This is a genomic window from Vibrio sp. 10N.222.55.C6 (assembly GCF_041473395.1).
GTDB lineage: Bacteria > Pseudomonadota > Gammaproteobacteria > Enterobacterales > Vibrionaceae > Vibrio > Vibrio crassostreae_C.
Map to the genome: position 1 here is coordinate 1 of NZ_JBFRSD010000038.1, position 23,822 is coordinate 23,822.

At 45.0% G+C, this 23,822-nt stretch carries 20 protein-coding genes; 13 read left to right on the forward strand and 7 right to left on the reverse strand.

The features are described from left to right. Positions 1–86 precede the first annotated feature (86 nt). From fldA to AB4486_RS20295, 3 genes are all read right to left on the reverse strand, one after another. Positions 87–620: a flavodoxin FldA gene (fldA, locus tag AB4486_RS20285; protein WP_010436745.1), complete on the reverse strand. Its 534-nt coding sequence runs from the start codon at positions 618–620 to the stop codon at positions 87–89. 58 nt (positions 621–678) lie between these two features. Beyond that, positions 679–897, reverse strand: a complete 219-nt coding sequence (locus AB4486_RS20290) for a DUF2788 domain-containing protein (RefSeq protein ID WP_004737900.1) — start codon at positions 895–897, stop codon at positions 679–681. Positions 898–1,005: 108 nt separating this feature from the next. Beyond that, entirely contained in the window at positions 1,006–1,767 is a 762-nt protein-coding gene (locus AB4486_RS20295; RefSeq protein WP_017061954.1) for an alpha/beta fold hydrolase, read from the reverse strand. A 93-nt stretch (positions 1,768–1,860) separates the two neighbouring features. On the opposite strand from AB4486_RS20295, the gene seqA reads away from it, so the two are divergent. Further along, complete coding sequence (gene seqA / locus AB4486_RS20300; RefSeq protein ID WP_017061953.1) at positions 1,861–2,400, forward strand: replication initiation negative regulator SeqA; 540 nt, start codon at positions 1,861–1,863, stop codon at positions 2,398–2,400. Positions 2,401–2,492: 92 nt separating this feature from the next. Next, positions 2,493–4,139: a phosphoglucomutase (alpha-D-glucose-1,6-bisphosphate-dependent) gene (gene pgm / locus AB4486_RS20305; protein ID WP_017061952.1), complete on the forward strand. Its 1,647-nt coding sequence runs from the start codon at positions 2,493–2,495 to the stop codon at positions 4,137–4,139. Between the two features lie 122 nt (positions 4,140–4,261). On the opposite strand, the gene AB4486_RS20310 is transcribed toward pgm, so the two are convergent. Beyond that, positions 4,262–5,020, reverse strand: coding sequence for a DUF1853 family protein (locus AB4486_RS20310; RefSeq protein WP_017061951.1), 759 nt, complete (start codon positions 5,018–5,020; stop codon positions 4,262–4,264). A 90-nt stretch (positions 5,021–5,110) separates the two neighbouring features. Between AB4486_RS20310 and AB4486_RS20315 the strand changes: the two genes are divergently transcribed. Continuing rightward, positions 5,111–5,869 (forward strand): Nif3-like dinuclear metal center hexameric protein, encoded by a 759-nt coding sequence (locus tag AB4486_RS20315; protein WP_102428736.1) that lies wholly within the window; start codon positions 5,111–5,113, stop codon positions 5,867–5,869. A 248-nt stretch (positions 5,870–6,117) separates the two neighbouring features. On the opposite strand, the gene AB4486_RS20320 is transcribed toward AB4486_RS20315, so the two are convergent. Then, positions 6,118–7,407, reverse strand: coding sequence for a citrate synthase (locus tag AB4486_RS20320; RefSeq protein ID WP_017061949.1), 1,290 nt, complete (start codon positions 7,405–7,407; stop codon positions 6,118–6,120). Positions 7,408–7,824: 417 nt separating this feature from the next. On the opposite strand from AB4486_RS20320, the gene sdhC reads away from it, so the two are divergent. From sdhC to sucD, 8 genes are all read left to right on the forward strand, one after another. Next, positions 7,825–8,217: a succinate dehydrogenase cytochrome b556 subunit gene (sdhC, locus tag AB4486_RS20325; RefSeq protein ID WP_017061948.1), complete on the forward strand. Its 393-nt coding sequence runs from the start codon at positions 7,825–7,827 to the stop codon at positions 8,215–8,217. Beyond that, positions 8,211–8,558, forward strand: a complete 348-nt coding sequence (gene sdhD / locus AB4486_RS20330; RefSeq protein WP_010436768.1) for a succinate dehydrogenase, hydrophobic membrane anchor protein — start codon at positions 8,211–8,213, stop codon at positions 8,556–8,558. The genes sdhC and sdhD overlap by 7 nt, the downstream gene beginning before the upstream one ends. Further along, positions 8,559–10,325, forward strand: coding sequence for a succinate dehydrogenase flavoprotein subunit (sdhA, locus tag AB4486_RS20335; RefSeq protein WP_048606450.1), 1,767 nt, complete (start codon positions 8,559–8,561; stop codon positions 10,323–10,325). A 12-nt stretch (positions 10,326–10,337) separates the two neighbouring features. Beyond that, entirely contained in the window at positions 10,338–11,051 is a 714-nt protein-coding gene (locus AB4486_RS20340; RefSeq protein WP_010436773.1) for a succinate dehydrogenase iron-sulfur subunit, read from the forward strand. A gap of 97 nt (positions 11,052–11,148) precedes the next feature. After that, on the forward strand, positions 11,149–13,965 hold the full coding sequence (gene sucA, locus AB4486_RS20345) for a 2-oxoglutarate dehydrogenase E1 component (protein ID WP_017061946.1): 2,817 nt from the start codon (positions 11,149–11,151) through the stop codon (positions 13,963–13,965). 21 nt (positions 13,966–13,986) lie between these two features. Next, complete coding sequence (odhB, locus tag AB4486_RS20350; RefSeq protein WP_017056410.1) at positions 13,987–15,195, forward strand: 2-oxoglutarate dehydrogenase complex dihydrolipoyllysine-residue succinyltransferase; 1,209 nt, start codon at positions 13,987–13,989, stop codon at positions 15,193–15,195. 206 nt (positions 15,196–15,401) lie between these two features. Then, a complete protein-coding gene (sucC, locus tag AB4486_RS20355; RefSeq protein WP_019820479.1) occupies positions 15,402–16,568 on the forward strand; it encodes an ADP-forming succinate--CoA ligase subunit beta in 1,167 nt (388 codons plus the stop codon). Further along, positions 16,568–17,440 carry a succinate--CoA ligase subunit alpha gene (sucD, locus tag AB4486_RS20360; RefSeq protein WP_004734209.1) on the forward strand — a complete coding sequence of 291 codons (873 nt, stop codon included), beginning with the start codon at positions 16,568–16,570 and terminating at the stop codon, positions 17,438–17,440. Before sucC ends, sucD begins: the two co-directional genes overlap by 1 nt. A 113-nt stretch (positions 17,441–17,553) precedes the next feature. Here the strand turns inward: sucD and znuB are convergent, their stop codons facing one another. Next, positions 17,554–18,339, reverse strand: coding sequence for a zinc ABC transporter permease subunit ZnuB (gene znuB, locus AB4486_RS20365; protein WP_017061944.1), 786 nt, complete (start codon positions 18,337–18,339; stop codon positions 17,554–17,556). Then, positions 18,339–19,118: a zinc ABC transporter ATP-binding protein ZnuC gene (gene znuC / locus AB4486_RS20370; protein WP_372118403.1), complete on the reverse strand. Its 780-nt coding sequence runs from the start codon at positions 19,116–19,118 to the stop codon at positions 18,339–18,341. The genes znuB and znuC overlap by 1 nt, the downstream gene beginning before the upstream one ends. An 83-nt stretch (positions 19,119–19,201) precedes the next feature. Here znuC and znuA point away from each other — a divergent pair, with 83 nt between their 5' ends. Next, positions 19,202–20,092: a zinc ABC transporter substrate-binding protein ZnuA gene (gene znuA, locus AB4486_RS20375; RefSeq protein WP_017067380.1), complete on the forward strand. Its 891-nt coding sequence runs from the start codon at positions 19,202–19,204 to the stop codon at positions 20,090–20,092. Positions 20,093–20,361: 269 nt separating this feature from the next. Continuing rightward, positions 20,362–23,724, forward strand: a complete 3,363-nt coding sequence (locus AB4486_RS20380) for a helix-turn-helix domain-containing protein (RefSeq protein ID WP_372100969.1) — start codon at positions 20,362–20,364, stop codon at positions 23,722–23,724. Positions 23,725–23,822: the final 98 nt, after the last annotated feature.

Here is a 23,822-nt window from a genome sequence, read left to right on the forward strand (position 1 = left end):
TTTAACTGATCGGCATTACCTATAAGGAGGTTTTTTCATATCTACATAATGGTTATTAACTGTAACAATTAACAACCACTAGAGAATTAGTCTTCTAGCTCTGCTAGGCACATCTCTTCGTGGATTTGTTTAACCCAGTTAGATACGCGCTCATCAGTTAGCTCAGGTTGACGGTCTTCATCGATACATAGACCAACGAATTGGCTGTCATCGCCTTCAACTAAACCTTTCGATGCTTCGAATTCGTAGCCTTCAGTTGATGTGTGACCTAGGATAGTACCGCCTTTCGCTTCAACGATGTCACGGATAGTACCCATAGCATCACAGAAGTATTCTGCGTAATCTTCTTGGTCGCCACAACCAAAGATAGCAACAAGCTTAGTTGAGAAATCAATAGCTTCTAGCTCTGGGAAAAAGTCATCCCAATCACATTGTGCTTCGCCGTAGTACCACGTAGGGATACCAAGCAGCAGTAGATCGAAGTTATCGATATCTTCTTTGCTGCTTTTTGCAATGTCTTGAACGTGAACGAGCTGTTTGCTCAATTGCTTTTGAATCATCTTAGCAACAGCTTCAGTGTTACCTGTATCGCTACCAAAGAAGAGACCTACACTTGCCATAGAATCATTACCTTTCATTTTGTCTGTTGTCGGTGTAATAAAGTTCGGAAGAGAATCGTTAGATCCCAGTTCCTTCCCAGCTTAGTTGGATTATCCCTTTGGCGATAAAACCCGCACAGCCAAGGAAAAGTACTAACCATACGATGCGACGACCAAATGGAGGAACATTTCCCTGCTTGAGAACGTCCTTAATTGCCATACCGATTAAAAAGAAAATCGCGGCAAACAGGAGATCTAAACCAACAGATTCGATGATGTTCATGTAGTCGTAAAGCATGGGAACCTTATATACCAATTTTGCTTGGGCGCACTATATCACTGTTGTGAGATAAAGTTAATCTGCAGTAATTACACAGCTCTCATTTATCTGCACGAAAAAGCGCAGTTAAGCGATGAATTTTCTAATTGCTCTAAGTACTTCTGCTGGTTTTTCAGCATGCAGCCAGTGACCTGTGTTGGCAATGACATGCGCTTTTGCGTTAGAAAATTGCTGCTGAACGGCTGCTTGATGTTCTGCGGTGAGGTAATCTGAATCCCCACCTTTAATGAGCAAGGTTTTGACCGAGGTTTTCTCGATCGGTTCCCAACCAATAATATGTGGGTAGTTGCTCAATAACGAAGCAACATTGAAGCGCCATTCCATGATGCCTTGCTCTGTTTTGAACAAAGATTTGGTTAAAAACTGGCGAACGCCATCGATCTCGATATGTTTTGCGAGAACCTTGAGTGCATCTGAGCGTGAAGTCGGCTCTTCTTCTATCACGGCTTGCAGGCCTGCGAATACGTTGTCGTGGCGACTCTGAGTGTACGCGACCGGAGCCATATCCAAGACAATCAATTTATGCAGCGCAAGATGTTGTGTCAGTGCCATCGCTACTTTGCCACCCATCGAGTGACCAATCACAGTGACGTCTTCTGACTTAAGATCATGCAGCAGTTGAGCCACGTCTTGTGCCATCGCTTGATAGTTATGAGTGTCACTATGGAAGGATTGACCGTGGTTGCGGAGATCGATACTAAGTACCTGATGATCGGCTTTTAGATCCCTAGCGAGCAAGCCAAGGTTGTCCAGATTACCGAATAACCCATGGATCAAAACAATGGTGTGACCCTCACCTTCAATTTTATAGTTGAGCTGTACTGACATTTTTATCTTATTCATGGTGGGTTTGACGTAGAGTATCCGCGCGGATCTCGCTATAATCCCCCAGAGTTTAAACATTGAGATTGTGAAAAGCGAATGAAAACAATTGAGGTTGATGAGGACCTATACCGTTTTATTGCGGGTCAGACAGAACGTATTGGCGAAAGCGCTTCAGATATTCTGCGCCGCTTGTTACAGGTTGATAGCCAAGGCATGGCTCCGATCGAAGAGATCGTTGAGCCAAAAGGTATCGTTGTTAGCAAAGAGGTAGGCTTTACTCCAGAGAAGTTCGATGGCGTTAAAGAAATGCGCTCACTACTAATATCAGATGAGTTTGCATCACTAAAGAAAGCCATTGATCGTTTCATGCTTGTGTTATCAACACTGCATAAAATCGACCCTTTAAGCTTTTCAGAAGCAACTCAAGTAAAAGGCCGTAAGCGCGTTTACTTTGCAGATAACGAAGCGACGTTGCTAGCAAACGGCAACACGACTAAGCCTAAAGCTATTCCACAAAGTCCTTTTTGGGTTATTACTAATAACAATACAAGCCGAAAAAGACAGATGGTTGAGCAGCTTATGAGCCGCATGAATTTCCAAGCAGAATTGATAGAAAAAGTAACAGGTTCAATTTAACGAAATCTGATTTAAACCTCATAATATCCATGGATAAGAAGATATTATGAGGTTTTTTTGTTTTAAAATTTTATATATAAGGATGTCGAAAAATGGCTATGCACCCTCGTGCTGGGCAGAAAGCTCAGCAGGAAGATCTTCATAATATCCCGGCTTTAGTTGCTAACTATTTCTTACAGCAACCGGATGCTACGAACCCAGATCATAAAGTACTTTTCGGTACTTCAGGTCACCGCGGTACAGCAGACAAATCAACATTTAACGAAAACCACATTCTAGCAATTGCACAAGCGGTTGCTGAAGTTCGTGCCGAGCAAGGTACAACTGGCCCTCTTTTCTTAGGTAAAGATACTCACGCTCTATCTGAGCCTGCGTTCTCTACGGTTATCGAAGTGCTTGTAGCGAACGGTGTTGAAGTTATTATTCAAGAAAACAACGGCTTTACTCCAACACCTGGTATCTCGCACGCGATTCTTACGCACAACCTAGTGAATGACAAAAAAGCCGACGGCATTGTTATCACGCCTTCACATAACCCACCTCAAGACGGCGGTATTAAATACAACCCGACACACGGTGGCCCAGCTGAAGCTGAACTGACTCAAGCGATTGAAGACCGTGCGAACGTGATCATTGCTGAGCAAATGCAAGGTGTTAAGCGTACGCCTATCGCACAGGCTAAACAGTCTGAGCTAGTAAAAGAAGTTGACCTAGTCGCGCCATACGTCGCTGATTTGGTTAACGTCGTGGATATGGAAGCGATCCAGAAAGCAAACATCAAGATTGGTGTTGATCCACTGGGTGGCAGCGGTATTGATTACTGGCGTCAAATTGGTAAAGCGTACAATCTAGATCTTACTCTGGTAAGTGAAGCGGTTGACCCTTCATTCCAATTCATGTCTCTAGATAAAGATGGCGTAGTTCGTATGGATTGTTCTTCTCCATACGCAATGGCAGGCTTACTGGCGCTTAAAGACGAGTACGCTCTAGCATTTGGTAACGACCCAGATTACGATCGCCACGGTATCGTGACACCTAAAGGTTTGATGAATCCAAACCACTTCTTAGCGGTTTGTATTGATTACCTATACCGTAACCGTGAAGGTTGGGGTAAAGACGTTGCTGTTGGTAAGACACTAGTATCAAGTGCATTAATCGATCGCGTAGTTTCTGACTTAGGTCGCGAACTTTGTGAAGTGCCAGTTGGTTTCAAATGGTTCGTTGATGGCTTATACAACGGCCAGTTTGGTTTTGGTGGCGAAGAGAGCGCAGGTGCTTCTTTCCTACGTAAAGACGGTACGCCTTGGTCAACAGATAAAGACGGCCTGATTCTTTGCTTGCTTGCGGCTGAGATCACAGCAGTGACAGGTAAGAACCCACAAGAATACTACGAAGAACTTGCCGCTAAACACGGTGAATCTAAGTACAACCGTATTCAAGCGGTAGCAAATGGTGCACAGAAAGACGTGCTGAAGAAACTATCTCCAGAGATGGTTTCTGCTGAGACGTTGGCTGGTGATGCAATTACTGCACGCTTAACACACGCTCCAGGTAACGGTGCTGCGATTGGTGGCTTGAAAGTGACAACTGAGAACGGCTGGTTTGCTGCGCGTCCATCAGGCACTGAAGACATCTACAAGATCTACTGTGAAAGCTTTAAGGGTGAAGAGCACCTGAAAGCAATCGAAGCAGAAGCTCAAGAGATTGTTAACCAGGTATTTGCAGCCGCTGGCCTATAATCGAATCTCGATTACTAGAGTTGCTAAGTAAATAGAAGAAGGGTTGATGTGAAAGCATCAACCCTTTTTGTTTGTGTTAGTTACGTATAAGCGGGAAAAGGTAACTGAGTTAGCTCAGACGACTAACCGTGTGGCCAACTTTGTGGCATCACAAACCAGAATTGCCCCGACTTTGTTTGCCCATGGACGAAGCGATCACCGAACTCGGTGATCGGCTGACTGCTGAAATCATCCGTCCCTGCTGCCCATTGCTCTTTGGTGAGTGGATACAGTGGTTCACTGATTAAATGAGCCTGATCTTGATAGCACCAAAAGCCGTTTACTTGGCTTGGGTTAATGTCATAGCCCAAGCATTTTGTCGGTATGTTTTGCTCTAAGAAAGGGTTGGTATATAGACGACCTTGCATCAGTAAGTGTTTTGAGTCGACATCGATTTCTGGATATTGCTCAACAAAGGCGGCAGAAGAGGACATTTCGAGTTGGTGGCTGAGCATCCTGTCGAGTTTCTTATCCAATTGGTCGTGAGAGTTGGGTCCAAACCATGTTTGTTCGTGGAGCAGATAAAACTTAATCGCCACTTCCCAATGTTCCAGCTTTTGGCTGCTCTCTTCTTTAAGAATAAAGTCGATTGCACCGAGAGTTCTGCCTTCCACATTGATCTGAATCTCGTCGTGCTTTATTGAGTAATTCGGTGAGGCTGCGATCACTTGCTCGCATAGATATTGGTAGAGGAAACCTAATCTAGGATTACCCTCATAAGTATGTGATGAGTCGATGGCATGGTTGCTAGAGAATGCACTGAGATCCGAAACCGGTGGCTTGATTTCTAGTAATGGCGGTGAGTCGATGACCCATTGGTAAAAACGTTGCAGTGCTGTCATCTCTTCCTCATAAACTCATCGTGGGGCTTTCGACATTCTACCCGTAAATTGATATAACGACGTTATTATAAAGGTAAGCTGGAAAGAAAAATGATTAACTTACAATTAGAAAAGCTACTTAACGAAAAACTGCAGCCACAGCAGATTAAAGATTACTGTCCTAATGGTCTTCAAGTTGAAGGCGCGACAGAAGTGAAGCGAATCGTTACTGGTGTAACAGCTTCTCAAGCCTTGATTGATAAAGCGGTAGAACTGAACGCAGACGCTTTGTTGGTTCATCACGGTTTCTTTTGGAAAGGTGAGTCAGAGGCAATTCGTGGCATGAAGGGCAAACGCATTCGCACTCTGATAAAGAATGACATTAACCTTTTGGGTTATCACTTACCTCTCGATATCCACCCTGAACTTGGTAACAACGCCAAACTCGCTGAACTGCTTGATATTGAAGTAGAAGGTGGTTTGGAAGGGCACCCACAATCGGTTGCTATGTTTGGTAGATTAAAAACACCAATGACAGGTACTGAATTCGCAGAAAAAATCGATCAAGCTCTAAATCGTAAACCACTGCATATCGCTCCAGAAAACCAAGACAAAATGATAACGACCGTCGGTTGGTGTACTGGTGGTGGTCAAGACTACATTGAGCTAGCGGCTTCTCAAGGCATTGATGCTTTTATTTCTGGTGAAATTTCTGAGCGCACTACTTACTCAGCACGCGAGCAAGACATTCATTATTTTGCTGCTGGCCACCACGCGACTGAGCGATACGGTGTAAAAGCGTTAGGTGAATGGTTAGCGGAAGAACATGGCTTGGATGTTGAGTTTATTGATATCGATAACCCAGTTTAAGAGCAGATGCGAGATAAGGGGTACGAGTCGAGTGTATGCGTCGTTCTCTAGAATTGAGCAGGTAACCTGTATAGTTTATCTGCTCGCTTAAGGAGATCCCCAACTCATTCGTCCCTCGTTCTTGGGGATGACGATATTATTTTATTCGTTCACTTCGCATTCTTGAGGATGACGGGGTTGAGAGCGTACAAAAGAAAAGGGGTTGATGTTCTCACATCAACCCCTTTTAACATTATGATTTATAGCAACTATTCACGTTCGTGAAGTGCTTTAAAGTCACGTTGTTCTTCACCAGTATATAGCTGACGAGGACGACCGATACGGTTCGTCGGATCGCTGTGCATTTCGTTCCAGTGAGCAATCCAACCGATGGTACGAGACATCGCGAAGATTACTGTAAACATAGATACTGGAATACCGATTGCTTTCAGAATGATACCTGAGTAGAAATCTACGTTCGGGTATAGCTTCTTAGAAACAAAGTACTCATCAGAAAGAGCGATACGCTCAAGTTCCATCGCTACGTCTAGTAGTGGATCTTGGATGTTTAGCTCTTTAAGCACTTCGTGACACGCTTCGCGCATTACTGTTGCACGTGGGTCGTAGTTCTTGTAAACACGGTGACCGAAGCCCATCAAACGGAATGGGTCATCTTTGTCTTTTGCTTTCGCAACGTATTCTTCAATGTTATCTACGCTACCGATCTCTTCAAGCATGCGCAGACAAGCTTCGTTTGCACCGCCGTGAGCTGGGCCCCAAAGTGATGCGATACCTGCTGCGATACACGCAAACGGGTTAGCACCAGATGAACCAGCAAGACGCACTGTAGACGTAGAAGCGTTCTGTTCGTGGTCAGCATGTAGAGTGAAAATCTTATCCATTGCACGAGCAACGATAGGGTTCACTTCATACTCTTCACATGGGTTTGCAAACATCATGTGTAAGAAGTTTTCTGCGTAGCCTAGGTCGTTACGTGGGTAGATAAACGGCTGACCGATTGAATATTTGTAACACATTGCAGCCAGTGTTGGCATTTTTGAAATCAGGCGGTATGCCGCAATTTCACGGTGTGTATCGTTGTTGACATCAAGTGAGTCGTGGTAGAACGCCGCTAGAGCGCCTACAACACCACACATTACAGCCATAGGGTGAGCGTCACGACGGAAGCCGTGGAAGAAACTAGCGATTTGCTCGTGCACCATAGTGTGACGTGTCACGGTAGTCTTGAACTTTTCGTACTCAGCTCGAGATGGGGCTTCACCGTAAAGAAGTATGTAACATACTTCTAAGTAATCAGCGTTATTGGCAAGTTGGTCGATTGGATAACCACGATGTAAAAGAATGCCTTTTCCACCGTCAATAAAAGTGATTTGAGACTCACAGGATGCAGTGGCAAGAAAACCAGGGTCAAAAGTGAAAAAACCATTAGAACCTAGTGTACGAACATCGATCACTGGAGTACCAAGTACACCTTCTGTAATCGGCAGCTCGATTGGCGCTTGACCTTCAATGTGAAGGGTAGCTTTCTTATCCGCCATAACAATCTCCTTTGTTTATTATTTAATCCGTCCAGGATGTTTATGTGCCATTTTTTTACTGGTCTTACGTGGGAAAGTCAATTTTTCTGAAGCTTTGTGTGCACTTGTTAGTGTTTTTTACATTAAATTCGTTAAAAATCTGGTCTGTGTAGCATTATTTGTTACATCAATTGTATTAGAATGTTGCCAGTCGTATAGTGACGCTGAAAAGTTTGGTTAAAACCTTATAAATGCAAGGCTAAGAAGAAATGTGAGGTGTCTTTCTTAATCGAGCAGTTAACAATTATTTTACAATTATCTAAGGCTCAACTTCAGTTATTTGTTAAGTTAATGTTAAATTTTGAAGGTTTACAATCAAATTTTGTCCATAACAATATCATAAGGTTATTTAATGACCATAATGCTCAATGGAGCTGAGTGAGCAAGCCCGTGAAAGAAAGAAAGACAAGACCTGTTAATTTAGATTTACAGACCATCCACTTTCCAATCACAGCAATAGCTTCCATCCTACACCGTGTGTCTGGGGTGATAACTTTTGTCGCGATTGGAATTCTGCTTTGGTTACTATCCATTTCCCTCTCATCCCCAGTAGGCTTTGCCGAAGCTAGCGACATTGTCGATGGTTTCTTCGTGAAGTTTATTCTGTGGGGCATTTTAACCGCTTTGGCTTACCACATTGCTGGTGGTATTCGTCACCTTCTTATGGACCTTGGTCACTTTGAAGAGCTGGAATCTGGCGCTAAGAGCGCTAAGGTTGCATTCGCAGCAACAGCGGTATTGTCTCTACTAGCGGGGATCTTAGTATGGTAAACAACGTTTCTACTTTTGGTCGTAATGGTGTCCACGATTATCTATTGATTCGTGCAACTGCCATCATTATGACGCTTTACACTATCTACCTAGTTAGCTTCTGTGCTTTCTCTGGTGATATCTCTTACGCATCTTGGACGCAATTCTTTGGTGGAACCTTCACTAAAGTCTTCACCATGTTAGCGCTTACTTCTGTTTTGGTTCACGCGTGGATCGGCCTATGGCAAGTACTAACTGACTACATCAAATGCGCAAAACTGCGTGTTGGTCTTCAAGTCGGTGTTGTTGCAGTTCTTCTTGGATATTTCTTCTCTGGTCTGTTTATTTTGTGGGGTGCGTAAGTGACTATTCCTGTTCGTGAGTTTGATGCCGTAGTGATCGGCGCTGGTGGTGCAGGTATGCGTGCCGCACTGCAAATTTCTGAGCAAGGCCTTTCTTGTGCATTGCTTTCTAAAGTTTTCCCTACTCGTTCTCATACGGTTTCAGCGCAAGGCGGCATCACTGTTGCTCTTGGTAACGCGCATGAAGACCATTGGGAACAACATATGTATGACACAGTAAAAGGTTCTGATTACATCGGTGACCAAGACGCTATCGAATACATGTGTAAAAACGGTCCTGAGTCGGTAATCGAACTCGAAAAAATGGGCCTGCCTTTCTCTCGTTTTGAGAACGGTACTATTTACCAGCGTCCTTTCGGTGGTCAATCTAAAAACTTTGGTGGTGAGCAAGCGGCTCGTACCGCAGCTGCAGCCGACCGTACTGGTCACGCACTGCTTCATACGCTTTACCAACAAAACATTAAACACAAAACGACGGTTTTCTCTGAGTGGTATGCACTGGATCTTGTTAAAAACGAAGATGGTGCAATTTTAGGTACTACCGCGCTTTGTATGGAAACGGGCGAGGTTTGCTACTTCAAAGCGAAGGCAACAATCCTTGCGACTGGTGGTGCTGGTCGTATCTACGCATCAACAACCAATGCACACATTAACACTGGTGACGGTGTTGGTATGGCGATTCGTGCTGGCGTTCCTATGCAAGACATCGAAATGTGGCAGTTCCACCCGACGGGTATCGCTGGTGCAGGTGTATTGGTAACGGAAGGTTGTCGTGGTGAAGGTGGTTACCTTCTCAATAAAGACGGCGAACGCTTCATGGAACGTTACGCACCAAACGCTAAAGACTTAGCGGGTCGTGATGTTGTTGCTCGTTCAATGATGGTTGAAATTCGTGAAGGTCGCGGTTGCGATGGCCCTTGGGGTCCACACATCAAGCTTAAGCTTGATCATCTAGGTAAAGAGACACTTGAATCTCGTCTTCCTGGTGTATGTGAACTTTCTCGTACCTTTGCTCACGTTGATCCAGTGAAAGAGCCAATCCCAGTAATCCCGACATGTCACTACATGATGGGTGGTGTTCCAACACAAGTTTCTGGTCAAGCTATTAAGCAAACCGAAGACGGCAGCGATGTTGAAATCCAAGGTCTATTTGCTTGTGGTGAAATCGCATCAGTATCAGTACATGGTGCCAACCGTCTAGGTGGTAACTCACTGCTTGATTTGGTGGTATTTGGTCGTGCGACAGGTCTACACCTAGGTGAGACACTGAAGAAGCAAGACGAAGCGAAACCTGCAACTGAAGCTGACATTGAGCGTTCACTAGAGCGTTACAACCGTTGGGAAAACAGCACAGACGGCGAAGATCCAGCGCAAATCCGTAAAGATCTTCAGCAATGTATGCAGAACAACTTCTCAGTATTCCGTGAAGGCAAAGCAATGGCTGAAGGCCTAGAAGAGCTAAAAGCGATTCGCGAGCGTCTGAAAAATGCACACCTATCTGATAAGTCTACAGAGTTCAACACTCAACGTATCGAGTGTCTAGAGCTTGAAAACTTGATGGAAACGGCATTCGCAACGGCTGTTGCTGCAAATTTCCGTACAGAGAGCCGTGGCGCACACGCTCGATTCGATTTCCCTGACCGTGATGATGAGCAATGGCTATGCCACTCACTTTACAACCCAGAGTCAGAGAGCATGACTAAGCGTGGTGTAAACATGGAACCTATCCATCGTGAAGCGTTCCCACCAAAAGCACGTACGTACTAAGGAGATATGACCATGAAACTGAATTTCTCTTTATATCGTTACAATCCAGATGTCGACCAGAAACCTTATATGAAGGAATACACTCTAGAAGTGGATGAAGGTTCAGACATGATGCTTTTGGATGCGCTTATTCTGTTGAAAGAGCAAGATCCAACAATCTCATTCCGTCGCTCATGCCGTGAAGGTGTATGTGGCTCGGATGGTTTGAACATGAACGGTAAAAATGGCCTAGCGTGTATCACGCCATTGTCTGCGCTTTCGGGCCAAGACAAGATTGTGATTCGCCCACTGCCTGGCTTACCCGTTGTTCGTGACCTGATTGTAGACATGACTCAGTTCTACGATAACTACGAAAAAGTGAAGCCATTCTTAGTGTCTGATGGCAATGTGCCACCGGCTCGTGAAAACTTACAAAGCCCTGATGAGCGTGCTCATTTAGATGGATTGTACGAATGTATCATGTGTGCATGTTGTACAACGTCATGCCCATCATTCTGGTGGAACCCTGACAAATTCATCGGACCAGCAGGCCTGCTTGCAGCGTACCGTTGGCTAATTGATAGCCGAGATACAGCGACAGACGAACGTTTGTCCGATCTTGATGATGCATTTAGCGTTTTTCGTTGCCATGGCATCATGAATTGTGTAAGTGTTTGTCCTAAGGGATTAAATCCGACGAAAGCGATTGGTCACATCAAGACCATGCTAGTGAATCGTTCGGTTTAAGTTATATAAAAATTGCCGCCCTAGAAGTTTTGGGGCGGCCTTTTAATAGCTCGGCATAGACCGCAGCAAACGTGAAAACTACTGGTTAAGGGAAAATATGCACAACGGCGTGATGAAGGCATGGCTCGAGTCTTCACACTTGGCTGGCGCCAATGCAACGTACGTAGAAGAACTCTATGAACTGTATCTAAGTGACCCAGATTCGGTAAGTGACGAATGGAGAAGTGTTTTTGAAGAACTGCCTGTGCAAGCTTCAGAGACAGTGGAACAACCACACTCTCGTGTTCGTGAATACTTCCGTCGACTCGCTCAAGAAACAAAGCATTACAGTGTCCAAGTTAGTGATCCAGATGTCGATGCGAAACAAGTAAAGGTTCTGCAACTTATTAATGCCTATCGATTCCGAGGGCATCAAGCAGCAAATCTAGACCCCCTAGGTTTATGGAAAAGAGCGACAGTTGATGAACTGGACCCTTCTTTCCACACTCTTACCGAAGATGACCTCAATGAGACGTTCAACGTCGGCTCTTACGCCATTGGCCAAGAGACGATGGTGCTTAAAGATCTCTACAAATCTCTAAAGCAAACGTATTGTGGCTCTATTGGTGCTGAATACATGCACATGACAAATACAGAGCAAAAGCGTTGGATCCAACAACGTTTAGAGTCTGTATCTGGTCAACCCTCTTTCAACAAAGAAGAAAAGCAAGCTTTCCTAGAAGAGCTAACTGCTGCTGAAGGTCTTGAGCGCTATCTTGGTGCGAAATTCCCAGGCGCAAAACGCTTCTCGTTGGAAGGTGGTGATGCTCTTATCCCAATGACGAAAGAAATTATTCGTCATGCTGGCGGACAAGGCATGCGTGAAGTTGTTGTTGGTATGGCTCACCGTGGTCGTCTAAACATGTTGGTCAACGTGCTTGGTAAAAAGCCACAAGACCTGTTTGACGAGTTTGCGGGCAAGCACGATGACACGTGGGGTACTGGTGATGTGAAATACCACCAAGGCTTCTCTGCGGACTTCGCAACGCCAGGCGGCAACGTTCACTTAGCACTAGCATTTAACCCATCTCACTTAGAAATCGTAAACCCGGTAGTTATCGGTTCAGTACGTGCACGTCAAGATCGCCTTGGTGATAATGATGGTAGCCGTGTACTTCCAATTACTATCCACGGTGACTCAGCTATCGCTGGTCAGGGTGTAGTACAAGAGACGTTTAACATGTCTCAAGCTCGTGGTTTCTGTGTAGGTGGTACGGTTCGTATCGTTGTAAACAACCAAGTTGGTTTTACAACGTCTAACCCTCGCGATACACGCTCTACGATGTACTGTACCGATATCGCGAAGATGGTTCAGGCTCCGATTTTCCACGTTAACTCTGATGATCCAGAAGCGGTTGCGTTTGTTGCGCGTCTTGCATTGGATTACCGTAATACGTTTAAGCGTGATGTTGTTATTGATTTGGTTTGTTACCGTCGCCACGGTCACAATGAAGCCGATGAGCCGAATGCAACACAGCCTTTGATGTACCAAAAAATCAAGAAGCACCCAACACCACGTAAGCTTTACGCTGACGTGCTAATGGAGCGCGGTGAGTTTGGTATTGATACAGCAACTCAGCTAGTTAACGAATATCGTGATGCACTTGATCACGGTGAAGTTGTGGTTAAAGAGTGGCGTCCAATGGCACTTCACTCAGTAGACTGGTCTCCTTACCTAGGTCACGACTGGAACATCGAGTGGGATAACAAGATTGATATCGAGCGCCTGAAAGAGCTTGGTACCAAACTTTGTCAATACCCGGACAGCCACAAGCTGCAAAGCCGAGTAAATAAACTGTACAACGATCGTACTGCCATGGTGAATGGTGAGAAACAAGTCGATTGGGGTATGGCTGAAACTCTGGCATACGCAACACTTGTTGACGACGGTAAGCGTATTCGTATCTCAGGCCAAGATTCAGGTCGTGGTACGTTCTTCCACCGTCACTCAGTACTGCACAATCAATCAGATGCAAGCACGTATGTTCCTCTTGCGAACATTCATGATAAACAAGGGCCATTCCAAGTGTTTGACTCTGTGTTATCTGAAGAAGCGGTACTCGCATTTGAGTATGGTTACGCGACAGCAGAGCCAAGCGGTCTAACCCTTTGGGAAGCTCAATTTGGTGACTTCGCAAACGGTGCACAAGTTGTTATCGACCAATTCATTTCATCAGGTGAGCAAAAGTGGGCACGTCTATGTGGTCTAACTATGCTGCTTCCTCACGGTTATGAAGGCCAAGGCCCGGAGCACTCTTCTGCACGTCTTGAGCGTTACCTTCAGTTATGTGCTGAACAAAACATGCAGGTTGTTGTTCCTTCAACACCAGCTCAGGTTTACCACATGATTCGCCGTCAGGTTGTTCGACCAATGCGTCGTCCACTGATTGTAATGTCACCTAAGTCATTGCTTCGTCACCCTCTGTGTACTTCTTCTCTTGAAGATTTGGCAGAAGGCACGTTCCAACCAGCTATCGCAGAAATTGATGACCTGGCGCCTGAGAACGTAAAACGCGTCGTGTTCTGTTCAGGTAAGGTTTACTTTGACCTGCTTGACCAAAGACGTAAGAACGAGCAAGACGATGTCGCTATTGTACGTATTGAGCAACTTTACCCGTTCCCTTATGAGGATGTGAGAGCTGCCATCGCACAATACACAAATGTAGTCGATTACGTTTGGTGTCAAGAAGAGCCACAAAACCAAGGTGCTTGGTACAGTAGCCAACATAATTTCCGAGCTGCTATCCCAGTAGGTGCTGATATTCAATACGCAGGTCGTCCTGCATCAGCATCACCAGCTGTTGGCTATATGTCAGTACACTTGAAACAACAAAAAGCGTTAGTTGACGACGCTTTGACCCTACTTAAGAACTAGAAGTAAAAGGAAAATACGCACATGACAATTGAAATTCTGGTTCCAGATTTACCTGAATCTGTGGCTGATGCAACAGTTGCTACTTGGCACAAAAAACCGGGCGAAGCGGTTGCACGTGATGAAGTCATTGTAGATATCGAAACAGATAAAGTAGTTCTAGAAGTACCGGCTCCTGAAGCGGGTGTTCTGGAAGCTATCATCGAAGAAGAGGGTGCTACGGTACTTTCTAAGCAGCTTCTGGCTAAAATCAAGCCGGGTGCTGTCGCTGGTGAACCAACGAAAGACACCACTGAAGATACAGAAGCATCTCCTGATAAGCGCCATAAAGCTGCGCTAACAGAAGAGAACAACGACGCGCTAAGCCCAGCTGTTCGTCGCCTGCTTGCTGAGCACAACCTACAACCAGCTGACGTTAAAGGCACTGGTGTTGGTGGTCGTATTACTCGTGAAGACATCGACGCACACCTAGCAGCAGCGAAAGCGGCTCCGGCAGCAGCATCTGCACCAGCAGTTGAAGCGCCAGCAGCGGCTCGCAGCCAAAAACGCGTGCCTATGACTCGCCTACGTAAGACAGTTGCAAACCGTCTTCTAGAAGCGAAAAACAGCACAGCAATGCTGACTACTTTCAACGAAGTGAACATGAAGCCAATCATGGACCTTCGTAAGCAGTACAAAGACCAATTCGAGAAGCGTCACGACACGCGTCTTGGCTTCATGTCTTTCTACGTGAAAGCAGTAACAGAAGCGCTAAAACGTTTCCCAGAAGTGAACGCTTCTATTGATGGTACAGATATCGTTTACCACAACTACTTCGACATCAGCATGGCGGTATCTACGCCACGTGGTCTAGTGACTCCAGTACTTAAAGACTGTGACACACTAGGTTTCGCTGATATCGAAAAAGGCATCAAAGAACTAGCAATCAAAGGCCGTGACGGCAAGCTAACGGTTGATGAACTGATGGGTGGTAACTTCACTATCACAAACGGTGGTGTATTTGGTTCTCTAATGTCTACGCCAATCATCAACCCACCTCAAGCGGCAATTTTGGGTATGCACAAAATCCAAGACCGTCCAATGGCTGTTGATGGCAAGGTAGAGATTCTACCAATGATGTACCTAGCGCTTTCTTACGACCACCGTCTAATCGATGGCCGTGAATCAGTTGGCTTCCTAGTGACCATCAAAGAGCTTCTAGAAGATCCTGCACGTCTGCTATTAGACGTTTAGTATCGCTAAAACGTCTAGTTAACCCCGTTAGCTAGACGTAAAAAGTTTCAAAGGCTAGGCTGCTCAACGTCTGGCCTTCAATTGAACTGTAAAGCCATTAGAAAATGGACAGCAGTTGTTTTGAGAAGACCCTACAGACGTAACACAGGAAACTGTGTCGTTATGGAAATAATAATCCCTTAAGGGAAAATAAACGGAATATCAAAATGAATTTGCATGAATACCAAGCCAAACAGCTGTTTGCAGAATTCGGTTTGCCTGTACCAGAAGGTTTCGCATGTGATACTGCACAAGAAGCTTTCGAAGCTGCAGGTCGTATCAGTACAGCCAAGAAAGTCGTTAAGTGTCAAGTACATGCTGGTGGCCGCGGTAAAGCGGGCGGCGTAGAGCTACATGACACCAAAGAAGGCGTTAAAGAGTTTGCACAAAAGTGGCTAGGTAAAAACCTAGTGACTTACCAAACAGACGCTAATGGTCAGCCTGTAACAAAGATCCTAGTTGAAGAAGCATCAAACATTGCTAACGAACTTTACCTAGGTGCTGTTGTTGACCGCGCAACGCGTAAAATTGTATTCATGGCGTCAACTGAAGGCGGTGTGGACATTGAGAAAATCGCTGAAGAAACTCCAGAGTTGATTCACCAATCAGCGATCGATCCTCTAGTAGGCCCTCAAGCTTACCAAGGCCGTGAACTTGCGTTCAAACTTGGTCTAGTTGGCGATCAAATCAAACAGTTCGTTAAGATCTTCATGGGTCTTGGCAAAATGTTCTCTCAGTACGACCTAGCTCTACTAGAAATCAACCCGCTTGTCATTACTGGCGAAGGCAACCTGCTTTGTCTAGACGGTAAGATCAACATCGACTCAAACGCGATGTACCGTCAGCCTAAACTACGTGAAATGCACGATCCATCTCAAGAAGATGAGCGCGAAGCACACGCAGCACAGTGGGAACTGAACTACGTAGCACTAGATGGCAACGTTGGCTGTATGGTTAACGGTGCAGGCCTTGCGATGGGTACGATGGATATCGTAAACCTACACGGCGGCAAGCCAGCAAACTTCCTTGATGTAGGCGGCGGCGCGACTAAAGAGCGTGTAGCTGAAGCATTCAAGATCATCCTTTCTGATGACAATGTTAAAGCAGTACTCGTAAACATTTTCGGTGGCATCGTTCGTTGTGACATGATCGCTGAAGGTATTATCGGTGCAGTTAAAGAAGTCGGCGTAACAGTTCCTGTAGTTGTTCGTCTAGAAGGTACAAACGCAGACCTAGGTCGCGAAGTACTTGCTAATTCTGATGTTGATATCATTGCAGCTGAATCTCTAACAGATGCTGCTCAGAAAGTTGTTGCTGCTGCGGAGGCTAAATAATGTCTGTATTAATTAACAAAGACACTAAAGTAATCTGTCAGGGTTTCACCGGCGGTCAAGGTACATTCCACTCAGACCAAGCTATCGCATACGGTACGCAAATGGTTGGTGGTGTTTCACCTGGTAAAGGTGGTCAAACTCACCTAGGCCTTCCAGTATTCAACACAGTACGTGAAGCGGTAGAAGTAACTGGCGCAACAGCAACAGTTATCTACGTACCAGCTCCTTTCTGTAAAGATGCAATCCTAGAAGCGATTGATGCAGGTATCGAACTGATCGTAACGATCACTGAAGGTATCCCTACAACAGATATGATCGACGTTAAAGTGAAGCTAGAAGAAACTGGCGTTCGCATGATCGGTCCTAACTGTCCAGGTCTTATCACTCCAGACGAGTGTAAGATTGGTATCATGCCTGGTCACATCCACAAGAAGGGTAAAGTAGGCATAGTATCTCGCAGCGGTACTCTGACGTACGAAGCAGTTAAGCAAACAACAGATGAAGGCTTTGGTCAGTCTACATGTGTTGGTATCGGTGGTGACCCTATCCCAGGTTCAAACTTCATTGATATCCTAAAACTTTTCCAAGAAGACCCAGAAACTGAAGCAATCGTAATGATTGGTGAAATCGGTGGTACTGCGGAAGAAGAAGCGGCTGAGTTCATCAAAGCAAACGTAACTAAGCCAGTTGTATCTTACATCGCTGGTGTTACTGCTCCTCCGGGCAAGCGTATGGGCCACGCAGGCGCAATCATCTCTGGCGGTAAAGGTACTGCTGAAGATAAATTCGCAGCACTAGAAGCAGCAGGCGTTAAGACTGTTAAGTCTCTTGCTGACATCGGTAAAGGCCTACGTGAAATCACGGGTTGGTAATCAGCTGGCTTTTATCGATTGAGATAGAAGTTAATTGAAACGATATAAAAAAGGCTTGGTCACTGACCAAGCCTTTTTTATGTTTTCGAGATACGAGATCGTACTGCTAAGTGCTAAGCTCGACTTCTAACCATTTGAGATAGCATAAACATTGCTGCCGCACTGATAACCACAGACGGGCCAGCAGGCGTATCATAGAACCAAGACAAGCTTAATCCACCGAATACAGCGATAGAGCCAATAATTGATGCAAGGAAGGCCATCTGCTCAGGTGTGCTCGAGAACTTCCTTGCCGTTGCTGCAGGAATAATCAGTAGCGATGTCATGATTAACGCACCAACAAACTTCATACCGACAGCAATCACGATACCGACCAATAGCATCAGAATCAGACGCATTAAATCAATGTTGATGCCATCAACCGCCGCGAGATCTTCGTTAACCGTCGTTGATAGTAGTGGTCGCCAAAAGATAGCAAGTACTAATCCAATCACAGCAGCACCCGCATAGATGAACACTAAATCCGTTGGAGATACTGCCAGCAAGTCACCAAATAGGTAGCTCATTAGGTCAACACGAACGTTATCTAAGAAACTGACAGCAACCAAACCAAGTGATAGCGCACTGTGCGCCAAAATACCGAGTAGGGTATCGGTCGCGACCAGCTTTTGTTTTTGTAAAGTCACTAGCAACACGGCCAGCATCAAACAACAAATCAGCAGCGCGAAATACAAGTTAATGTTGAACAGAAAGCCAAGTGCTAAGCCCATCAAAGAAGCGTGAGCAAGCGTGTCACCAAAGTAAGCCATCTTACGCCACACCACGAATGAACCTAGTGGGCCTGCAATTAGTGCAATACCCAAACCCGCCAAAATAGAGGGAAGAAGAAACTCAAGCATTAGTGGTGTCCGTGTTTATGGTTTGAACATTCATGCACGTCGCCTTCGACAGGCTGGCCTGCGAGATCATGATGGTGATGTTCGTGTTGGTGATGATAAAACGCTAGCGTCTCTTGGGTCGCGGTGCCAAAGAGCGCAATATACGAAGGATGGTGTTTGATGTCTGCAGGTGCGCCTGAGCAACAGATGTGGTGGTGTAAACAGACAACATCGTCTGTTTTTGCCATCACTAAATGCAGATCGTGTGAAACCATAAATACGGCACAACCAAAGCGGTGGCGAATGGTGTCAATCAAGTCATACAGGTCTATTTGCCCTTGAACGTCGACGCCTTGAGCCGGTTCATCGAGAACCAGTAGATCTGGTCTTCTTAGCAATGAACGAGCAATGAGCACACGTTGGTTTTCTCCGCCAGATAGCTGGTGCATGTTACTCTTCTGCAGATGTTCAGCACCAACAAGCTTCAATGCTTCAAGGATCTCTTGCTGACTGAAATTGCCAGTGAGTTTTAGAAAACGCTCTACGTTGAGCGGTAGGGAATCATTGAGCTTTAATTTTTGTGGTACATAGCCAATTTTCAGTTTTTTAGCTTTTGTTATTGTGCCTGAAAATTTGGTCTGTAAACCCAGTACCACTTTTACTAATGTCGACTTTCCTGCACCGTTTGGCCCAATCAGGGTGGTGATTCTGCCGCGCTCTAAATTTAGAGAGATGTTGTCTAGAACTTTTCGACCGTCAAATTCGACGCTCACAGAATCTAGTTGGATTAAGTTATCCATGAATAGAACTCATTTGCAATTCGCTAATGTTATAATGTAACATTTACCTCAAGCCTAAGCTACTTTTCTATTATCGAGGGATTATGTCACGTTCATCTTTTATACTTGCTACTTTGCTTTTAGCGCCAAGTGTCGCAAGTGCCAATACTATTCTAACAAGCTTTAAACCAATTCAAATGATTGTGACAGAATTAACGCAAGGCGTTAGTGAGCCGGATGTGTTGATGAACAGCAATGCTTCGCCGCATGATTATGCGCTTAAGCCATCGGATGTCAAAAAAGTTCATAGTGCCGATATGGTCATCTGGTTCGGCCCTGACCTAGAAGCCTTTCTGACTAAGGTGATTGGTTCAAAAGAAAATGTTATCAAGATCAGTGATATTCCCGGAATCAACTTGCGAGAGTTCGGACACGAAGAGCATGACCACGATGCACATGAAGGGCACCACCACGGTAGCCATGACCCGCATTTTTGGTTAGGTATCGAGCAAGTTGAAGTAGCTGCAAAATACATCTCAGCTAAGTTGATTGAATCTGATCCAGACAACGCAATGGCGTACCAAGAGAATCTCGATTCATTCCTGATTGCATTGAAAGAGAAGCAACAGTCTATTCGAGAGCAACTTGCACCCGTGAAAGACAAAGGTTACTACGTTTTTCATGACGCGTATGGTTACTTTGAGCAAGAGTTTGAGCTAAATAACTTAGGTCACTTTACGGTGAGCCCAGAGCGTAAGCCGGGTGCAAAAAGCCTGATCGCTATTAAGAAAACGATAGTACGTGAAAACGTTCAATGTGTGTTTTCTGAGCCTCAATTCACTCCTGCTGTGATTGAATCAGTGACGCGCGGAAGTAACGCAAAACAAGGTCAGCTTGACCCTATCGGTTCAACAGTTGAAGTGAAGAGTGGAAGCTATTTCGATTTTCTTCAGCAACTTACAGATAGCTATACAAGTTGCTTAGACGAGAAGTAAGTCATAAACGAGTATTCTTTACTCTACTTTGCTCTCGTTAATTTATGAATCATGCCGCTTTTTGCGGCATTTTCGTGACCGCTAAGATAAAACCTCCTAACAAATAACAAACCTCCTTTCTCCTTTTCTAATTTCCGCTAAAATGGAAAGATAATAATAAGCACAAAAAAACTCAGTTTTTGGTTTAGCAACGATAAGACGTTGTGGTACCCAAAATTTCATGTGTTGTTGCTGTTCAGGATTAAGAGTTGTATCGAATTATCTTCAAAATGTTCATGTTAATGAGCATTTCATTTAGCGTTCTAGCGGTAAATACCTCGCCCTCCGTTTTCTATCCTTTGTCCGCTCAAGCGCAAGGGAATTTCCTTGCGGCTAAAAACTTGTATTTAGGTGCCGGAGGTGGGCTCTGGGTTCATGATGTGCATGGAAAAGTACTCTTTTACGATGGTCGAACTCTATTCCCTCGCAAGGGAAGCTTACTGCAATTTTCTTCGGAAAGAGTCGCCTTTCTGAACGATGAGTTTTGGACATTTTTCGACAATGAGGTCTATCGACATAACCCTGGAATTGGCAACGAATTGGCGTTTAGCCTAAGTCCCGGCGCTGAAATAGCGAATATCGGTGCATCAGGCGATTATATTTGGGTTACTGACGGCAGTAATTTCTATACCTACAACACTCAATCTTTAGAATTCAACACCTACTCTCTACTTAAACTGTACCGATACAATAACAGCAGTGACATTGCGATTAACGACGCTGAGTGGGTACTATCAAAGTGGGTGCTAGCGACCAGTTCTGGCGTTTACCTTTCAGAGAATCAAGAGTTTACCCATGTCACCGCATCAGACAAAAACCATATTGAGACGGTTTATTTTTCGAATGCTCGACGTGAGTTAGTGATCGGTACTTTAAATGGTGCTGTGATTGTTGATCTCGCGAACCCAGACAAAGAGACCATCGTTAAAGGGTCGCATGTTCTCTCGTTGGCCGAAACTTCGGACCAGTATTGGATTGGTACAGAGCACGGCCTTATTAGCTACAACTTTATTACGGGACAAATTACTCGATTCGAACAAGCCGCTAGTCAAGACTTCTCGTTACCGGGTGAGAAAATATATTCGTTGATAAACGATCATGCTGGTGGTATGTGGGTTGCGACAAACAACGGTATCCGATACTTCTCACTGTTCAGCAAAACCTTCTCGAGAACACCCCTAACTGGAATGGGCATGCATTCGAGTAGTGTGGTGATCAATAAAGTACTGCCTGTCAGTGACCAGTTATCTTGGGTCGCGTCTTCAATGGGGCTCTACTTGGTTGATTCTGAAAGTGAAGAGAACCCAATTCGTGTTTACTCTAACCCTGTTAATGATTTTGAGATCTTTGGCTCTTCCATTTGGTTGGCGACCGAACAAGGTATCATCAGTCTAAATACGGAAACACTACAACCCGAAGCCCTTGATTTACCAAGGCCAATTGAGGGAGTGCGTGTTGAAAACCTTGCGCTTCAAGCCGATAACGTTCTTTGGATGACCTCTGGGCAAAACCTCTATTCGTTATCTATCGAAACCATGAAACTGACGAGTTATGGCACTGACTGGTTAGTCGACAAGTTCTTGCCTGCGAAGATCACCGCTCTCAATGTAGGCTTGCTAGGTCGCATCTATATAGGAACGGATCATGGCTTCTACTCGTTCATTGATAAACGAATTAGCTTTAGTCGTTCCAGCGAACGGTTTGGCAAAGTCGTCGATATTGAAAAAGCGAAGGATGGAGCGCAGTGGTTTGCGAGCAGTTATGGCGTGTATCGAATCCCGGATGACAGCTCTATTATTCAAGAAATCACTCTTGTTGAAGACAATATTAGCCCCAACTGCCTGATAAGCGATGACAATGGTGTTTGGTTAGGCTCTTCGAAAGGCATCAGTTATTACGGATTGGATGGGCAACTGCATAAACACATAGGTTCGCCATTTGGTTTGATCACCAATGAACTGGCGGCAGGAGCGTGTGCTCTTTTTTACAGTCAAGATAGCCAACCTTCGAGGCTTGTTTTCGGCTCAAAGTATGGTGTAGTCAGCGCGTTATCTAACGAGTTACTGGTATCAACTACACCTCATAGCCGTGCCTTGTTGAGTAAGATAAGTGTCGACCAACAAACGGTATCACTTGGCGGGAAAACGGCAGAGCTGGATGAGATTCCTTATGGTTCATCGATGGGGTTTAAGCTAGGTATCTTACCAGCAACGTTCGCACCTGCGATGGAATACCGACTGAGCGACGATGAACCTTGGAGTGAGTTTGAAGGGGGCTTGTTAACGCTCGATCATCTTCTTCCTGGGGATTACACACTTGAAGTGAAGCCGGTTAAAGGCTCCCATTATCGCTTTGTGTCAACCAATCGAAGCTTTTCGATTGCAGAACCTTGGTATCTGACCAATTGGGCTGCAGCAAGCTCTCTTATATTACTGATTGGCGTTGTGACTATCTTAGTCTTTTGGCGTTCGCGTTATGTCACTTTTGCCAACCGGCACTTAAAAGCGCAAGTTGCACTGAAGACAGACCAATTGAGACACCAAAGCCGGATATTACTCGCGACTAATCAACAGCTTAAAAAGCAGCTATCCGTGAAGAATGCGCTTGTGTCTCACACTGCCAATGAACTCTCTTCTGAAGTGAATCATATTGCTGCGATGCTCCCGAATTGGAATGACGAGCTCGGGAAGTCGCCGATTCTAACCTTGAAAAATGGCTTAGCGCAATTGAGCAATACCCCCCAAGGGAAAGGGCAAGTTTGTTACGATATAATTTTAATCTTAGAGGCGGTACTCAAAGCTTGGCAGGATGACTTAACCAAAGCCGGTATTGAATTGGATATTAAAGTCGAAACAAAACAACGATATGTCTCGTTGCTGTATTTTAATCTCGATATTATCTTCAATAGCTTGGTTGCGAGCATCATCAAGAGAAACTTTAAGTCGCAGAGTATGGTGGTTCTGGTTGAAGAGGTTAAGGAGCATCTTGTTGTGACCATTCGAGATCATGGGATGCCTTTCCCTAAACTGGCATCAAGCATGGGTGACAATACCGGAAAGTCGACCGACCTTAACATCGAAAAGCTGCCGCTATTGATGAATCAGAGCGGTGGTGAGCTTAATGCCTTGGTTTCGGAGTCTCAAAATAAGGTTCAGCTTTCGTGGCCAATTGAGTATCAAGTACTCGACAATCTTGAAGCCAGCACAATTGAACAGATTGAAACCATTAAGCTTGCCGCCTCAACACCAGAGCAACAAAAACTGACAGCGGAACAAGAGTGGAAGAACAGAGTGTCGCAGCTTGTGAGTGAAAACTACGCTGATGCCGAGTTCAGTACTGCAACTGCCGCTAAGTATTTGTTTATGTCTGAGAGAAGCTTACAGAGACGCTTTAAATCGGCTTACAACAAGACCTTCAAAGAGCACTTGAATGAAGTACGTCTAGAGCATGCGTGTGAGCGCTTACTCGCTGGAGAGAAGATCTCTGATGTGGCGTTTGATTCGGGGTTCAATGACCCTTCCTATTTCAGTCAAAGGTTTAAGCACCACTTTGGCATGTCACCATCTAAGTTTGCTGAAAACAACGAAGAGTAGCACGCAGCGGATACTCAGCTAGAACATAAATAAAGATACTTTAGCCTCGACATTCGTGTTGGGGCTTTCTTATGCTTCTACGAGATACGAGATACGAG

Excerpts from the sequence above, each read along its gene's own strand:
- sucC (WP_019820479.1), top strand. The coding sequence starts at position 15,402 with ATGAATTTGCATGAATACCAAGCCAAACAGCTGTTTGCAGAATTCGGT.
- AB4486_RS20380 (WP_372100969.1), top strand. The coding sequence starts at position 20,362 with ATGTTCATGTTAATGAGCATTTCATTTAGCGTTCTAGCGGTAAATACC.
- AB4486_RS20290 (WP_004737900.1), bottom strand. The coding sequence starts at position 897 with ATGCTTTACGACTACATGAACATCATCGAATCTGTTGGTTTAGATCTC.
- fldA (WP_010436745.1), bottom strand. The coding sequence starts at position 620 with ATGGCAAGTGTAGGTCTCTTCTTTGGTAGCGATACAGGTAACACTGAA.
- AB4486_RS20310 (WP_017061951.1), bottom strand. The coding sequence starts at position 5,020 with ATGACAGCACTGCAACGTTTTTACCAATGGGTCATCGACTCACCGCCA.
- AB4486_RS20295 (WP_017061954.1), bottom strand. The coding sequence starts at position 1,767 with ATGTCAGTACAGCTCAACTATAAAATTGAAGGTGAGGGTCACACCATT.
- odhB (WP_017056410.1), top strand. The coding sequence starts at position 13,987 with ATGACAATTGAAATTCTGGTTCCAGATTTACCTGAATCTGTGGCTGAT.
- AB4486_RS20320 (WP_017061949.1), bottom strand. The coding sequence starts at position 7,407 with ATGGCGGATAAGAAAGCTACCCTTCACATTGAAGGTCAAGCGCCAATC.
- znuA (WP_017067380.1), top strand. The coding sequence starts at position 19,202 with ATGTCACGTTCATCTTTTATACTTGCTACTTTGCTTTTAGCGCCAAGT.
- sdhD (WP_010436768.1), top strand. The coding sequence starts at position 8,211 with ATGGTAAACAACGTTTCTACTTTTGGTCGTAATGGTGTCCACGATTAT.
- AB4486_RS20315 (WP_102428736.1), top strand. The coding sequence starts at position 5,111 with ATGATTAACTTACAATTAGAAAAGCTACTTAACGAAAAACTGCAGCCA.
- pgm (WP_017061952.1), top strand. The coding sequence starts at position 2,493 with ATGGCTATGCACCCTCGTGCTGGGCAGAAAGCTCAGCAGGAAGATCTT.
- seqA (WP_017061953.1), top strand. The coding sequence starts at position 1,861 with ATGAAAACAATTGAGGTTGATGAGGACCTATACCGTTTTATTGCGGGT.
- AB4486_RS20340 (WP_010436773.1), top strand. The coding sequence starts at position 10,338 with ATGAAACTGAATTTCTCTTTATATCGTTACAATCCAGATGTCGACCAG.
- znuB (WP_017061944.1), bottom strand. The coding sequence starts at position 18,339 with ATGCTTGAGTTTCTTCTTCCCTCTATTTTGGCGGGTTTGGGTATTGCA.
- sucA (WP_017061946.1), top strand. The coding sequence starts at position 11,149 with ATGCACAACGGCGTGATGAAGGCATGGCTCGAGTCTTCACACTTGGCT.
- znuC (WP_372118403.1), bottom strand. The coding sequence starts at position 19,118 with ATGGATAACTTAATCCAACTAGATTCTGTGAGCGTCGAATTTGACGGT.
- sucD (WP_004734209.1), top strand. The coding sequence starts at position 16,568 with ATGTCTGTATTAATTAACAAAGACACTAAAGTAATCTGTCAGGGTTTC.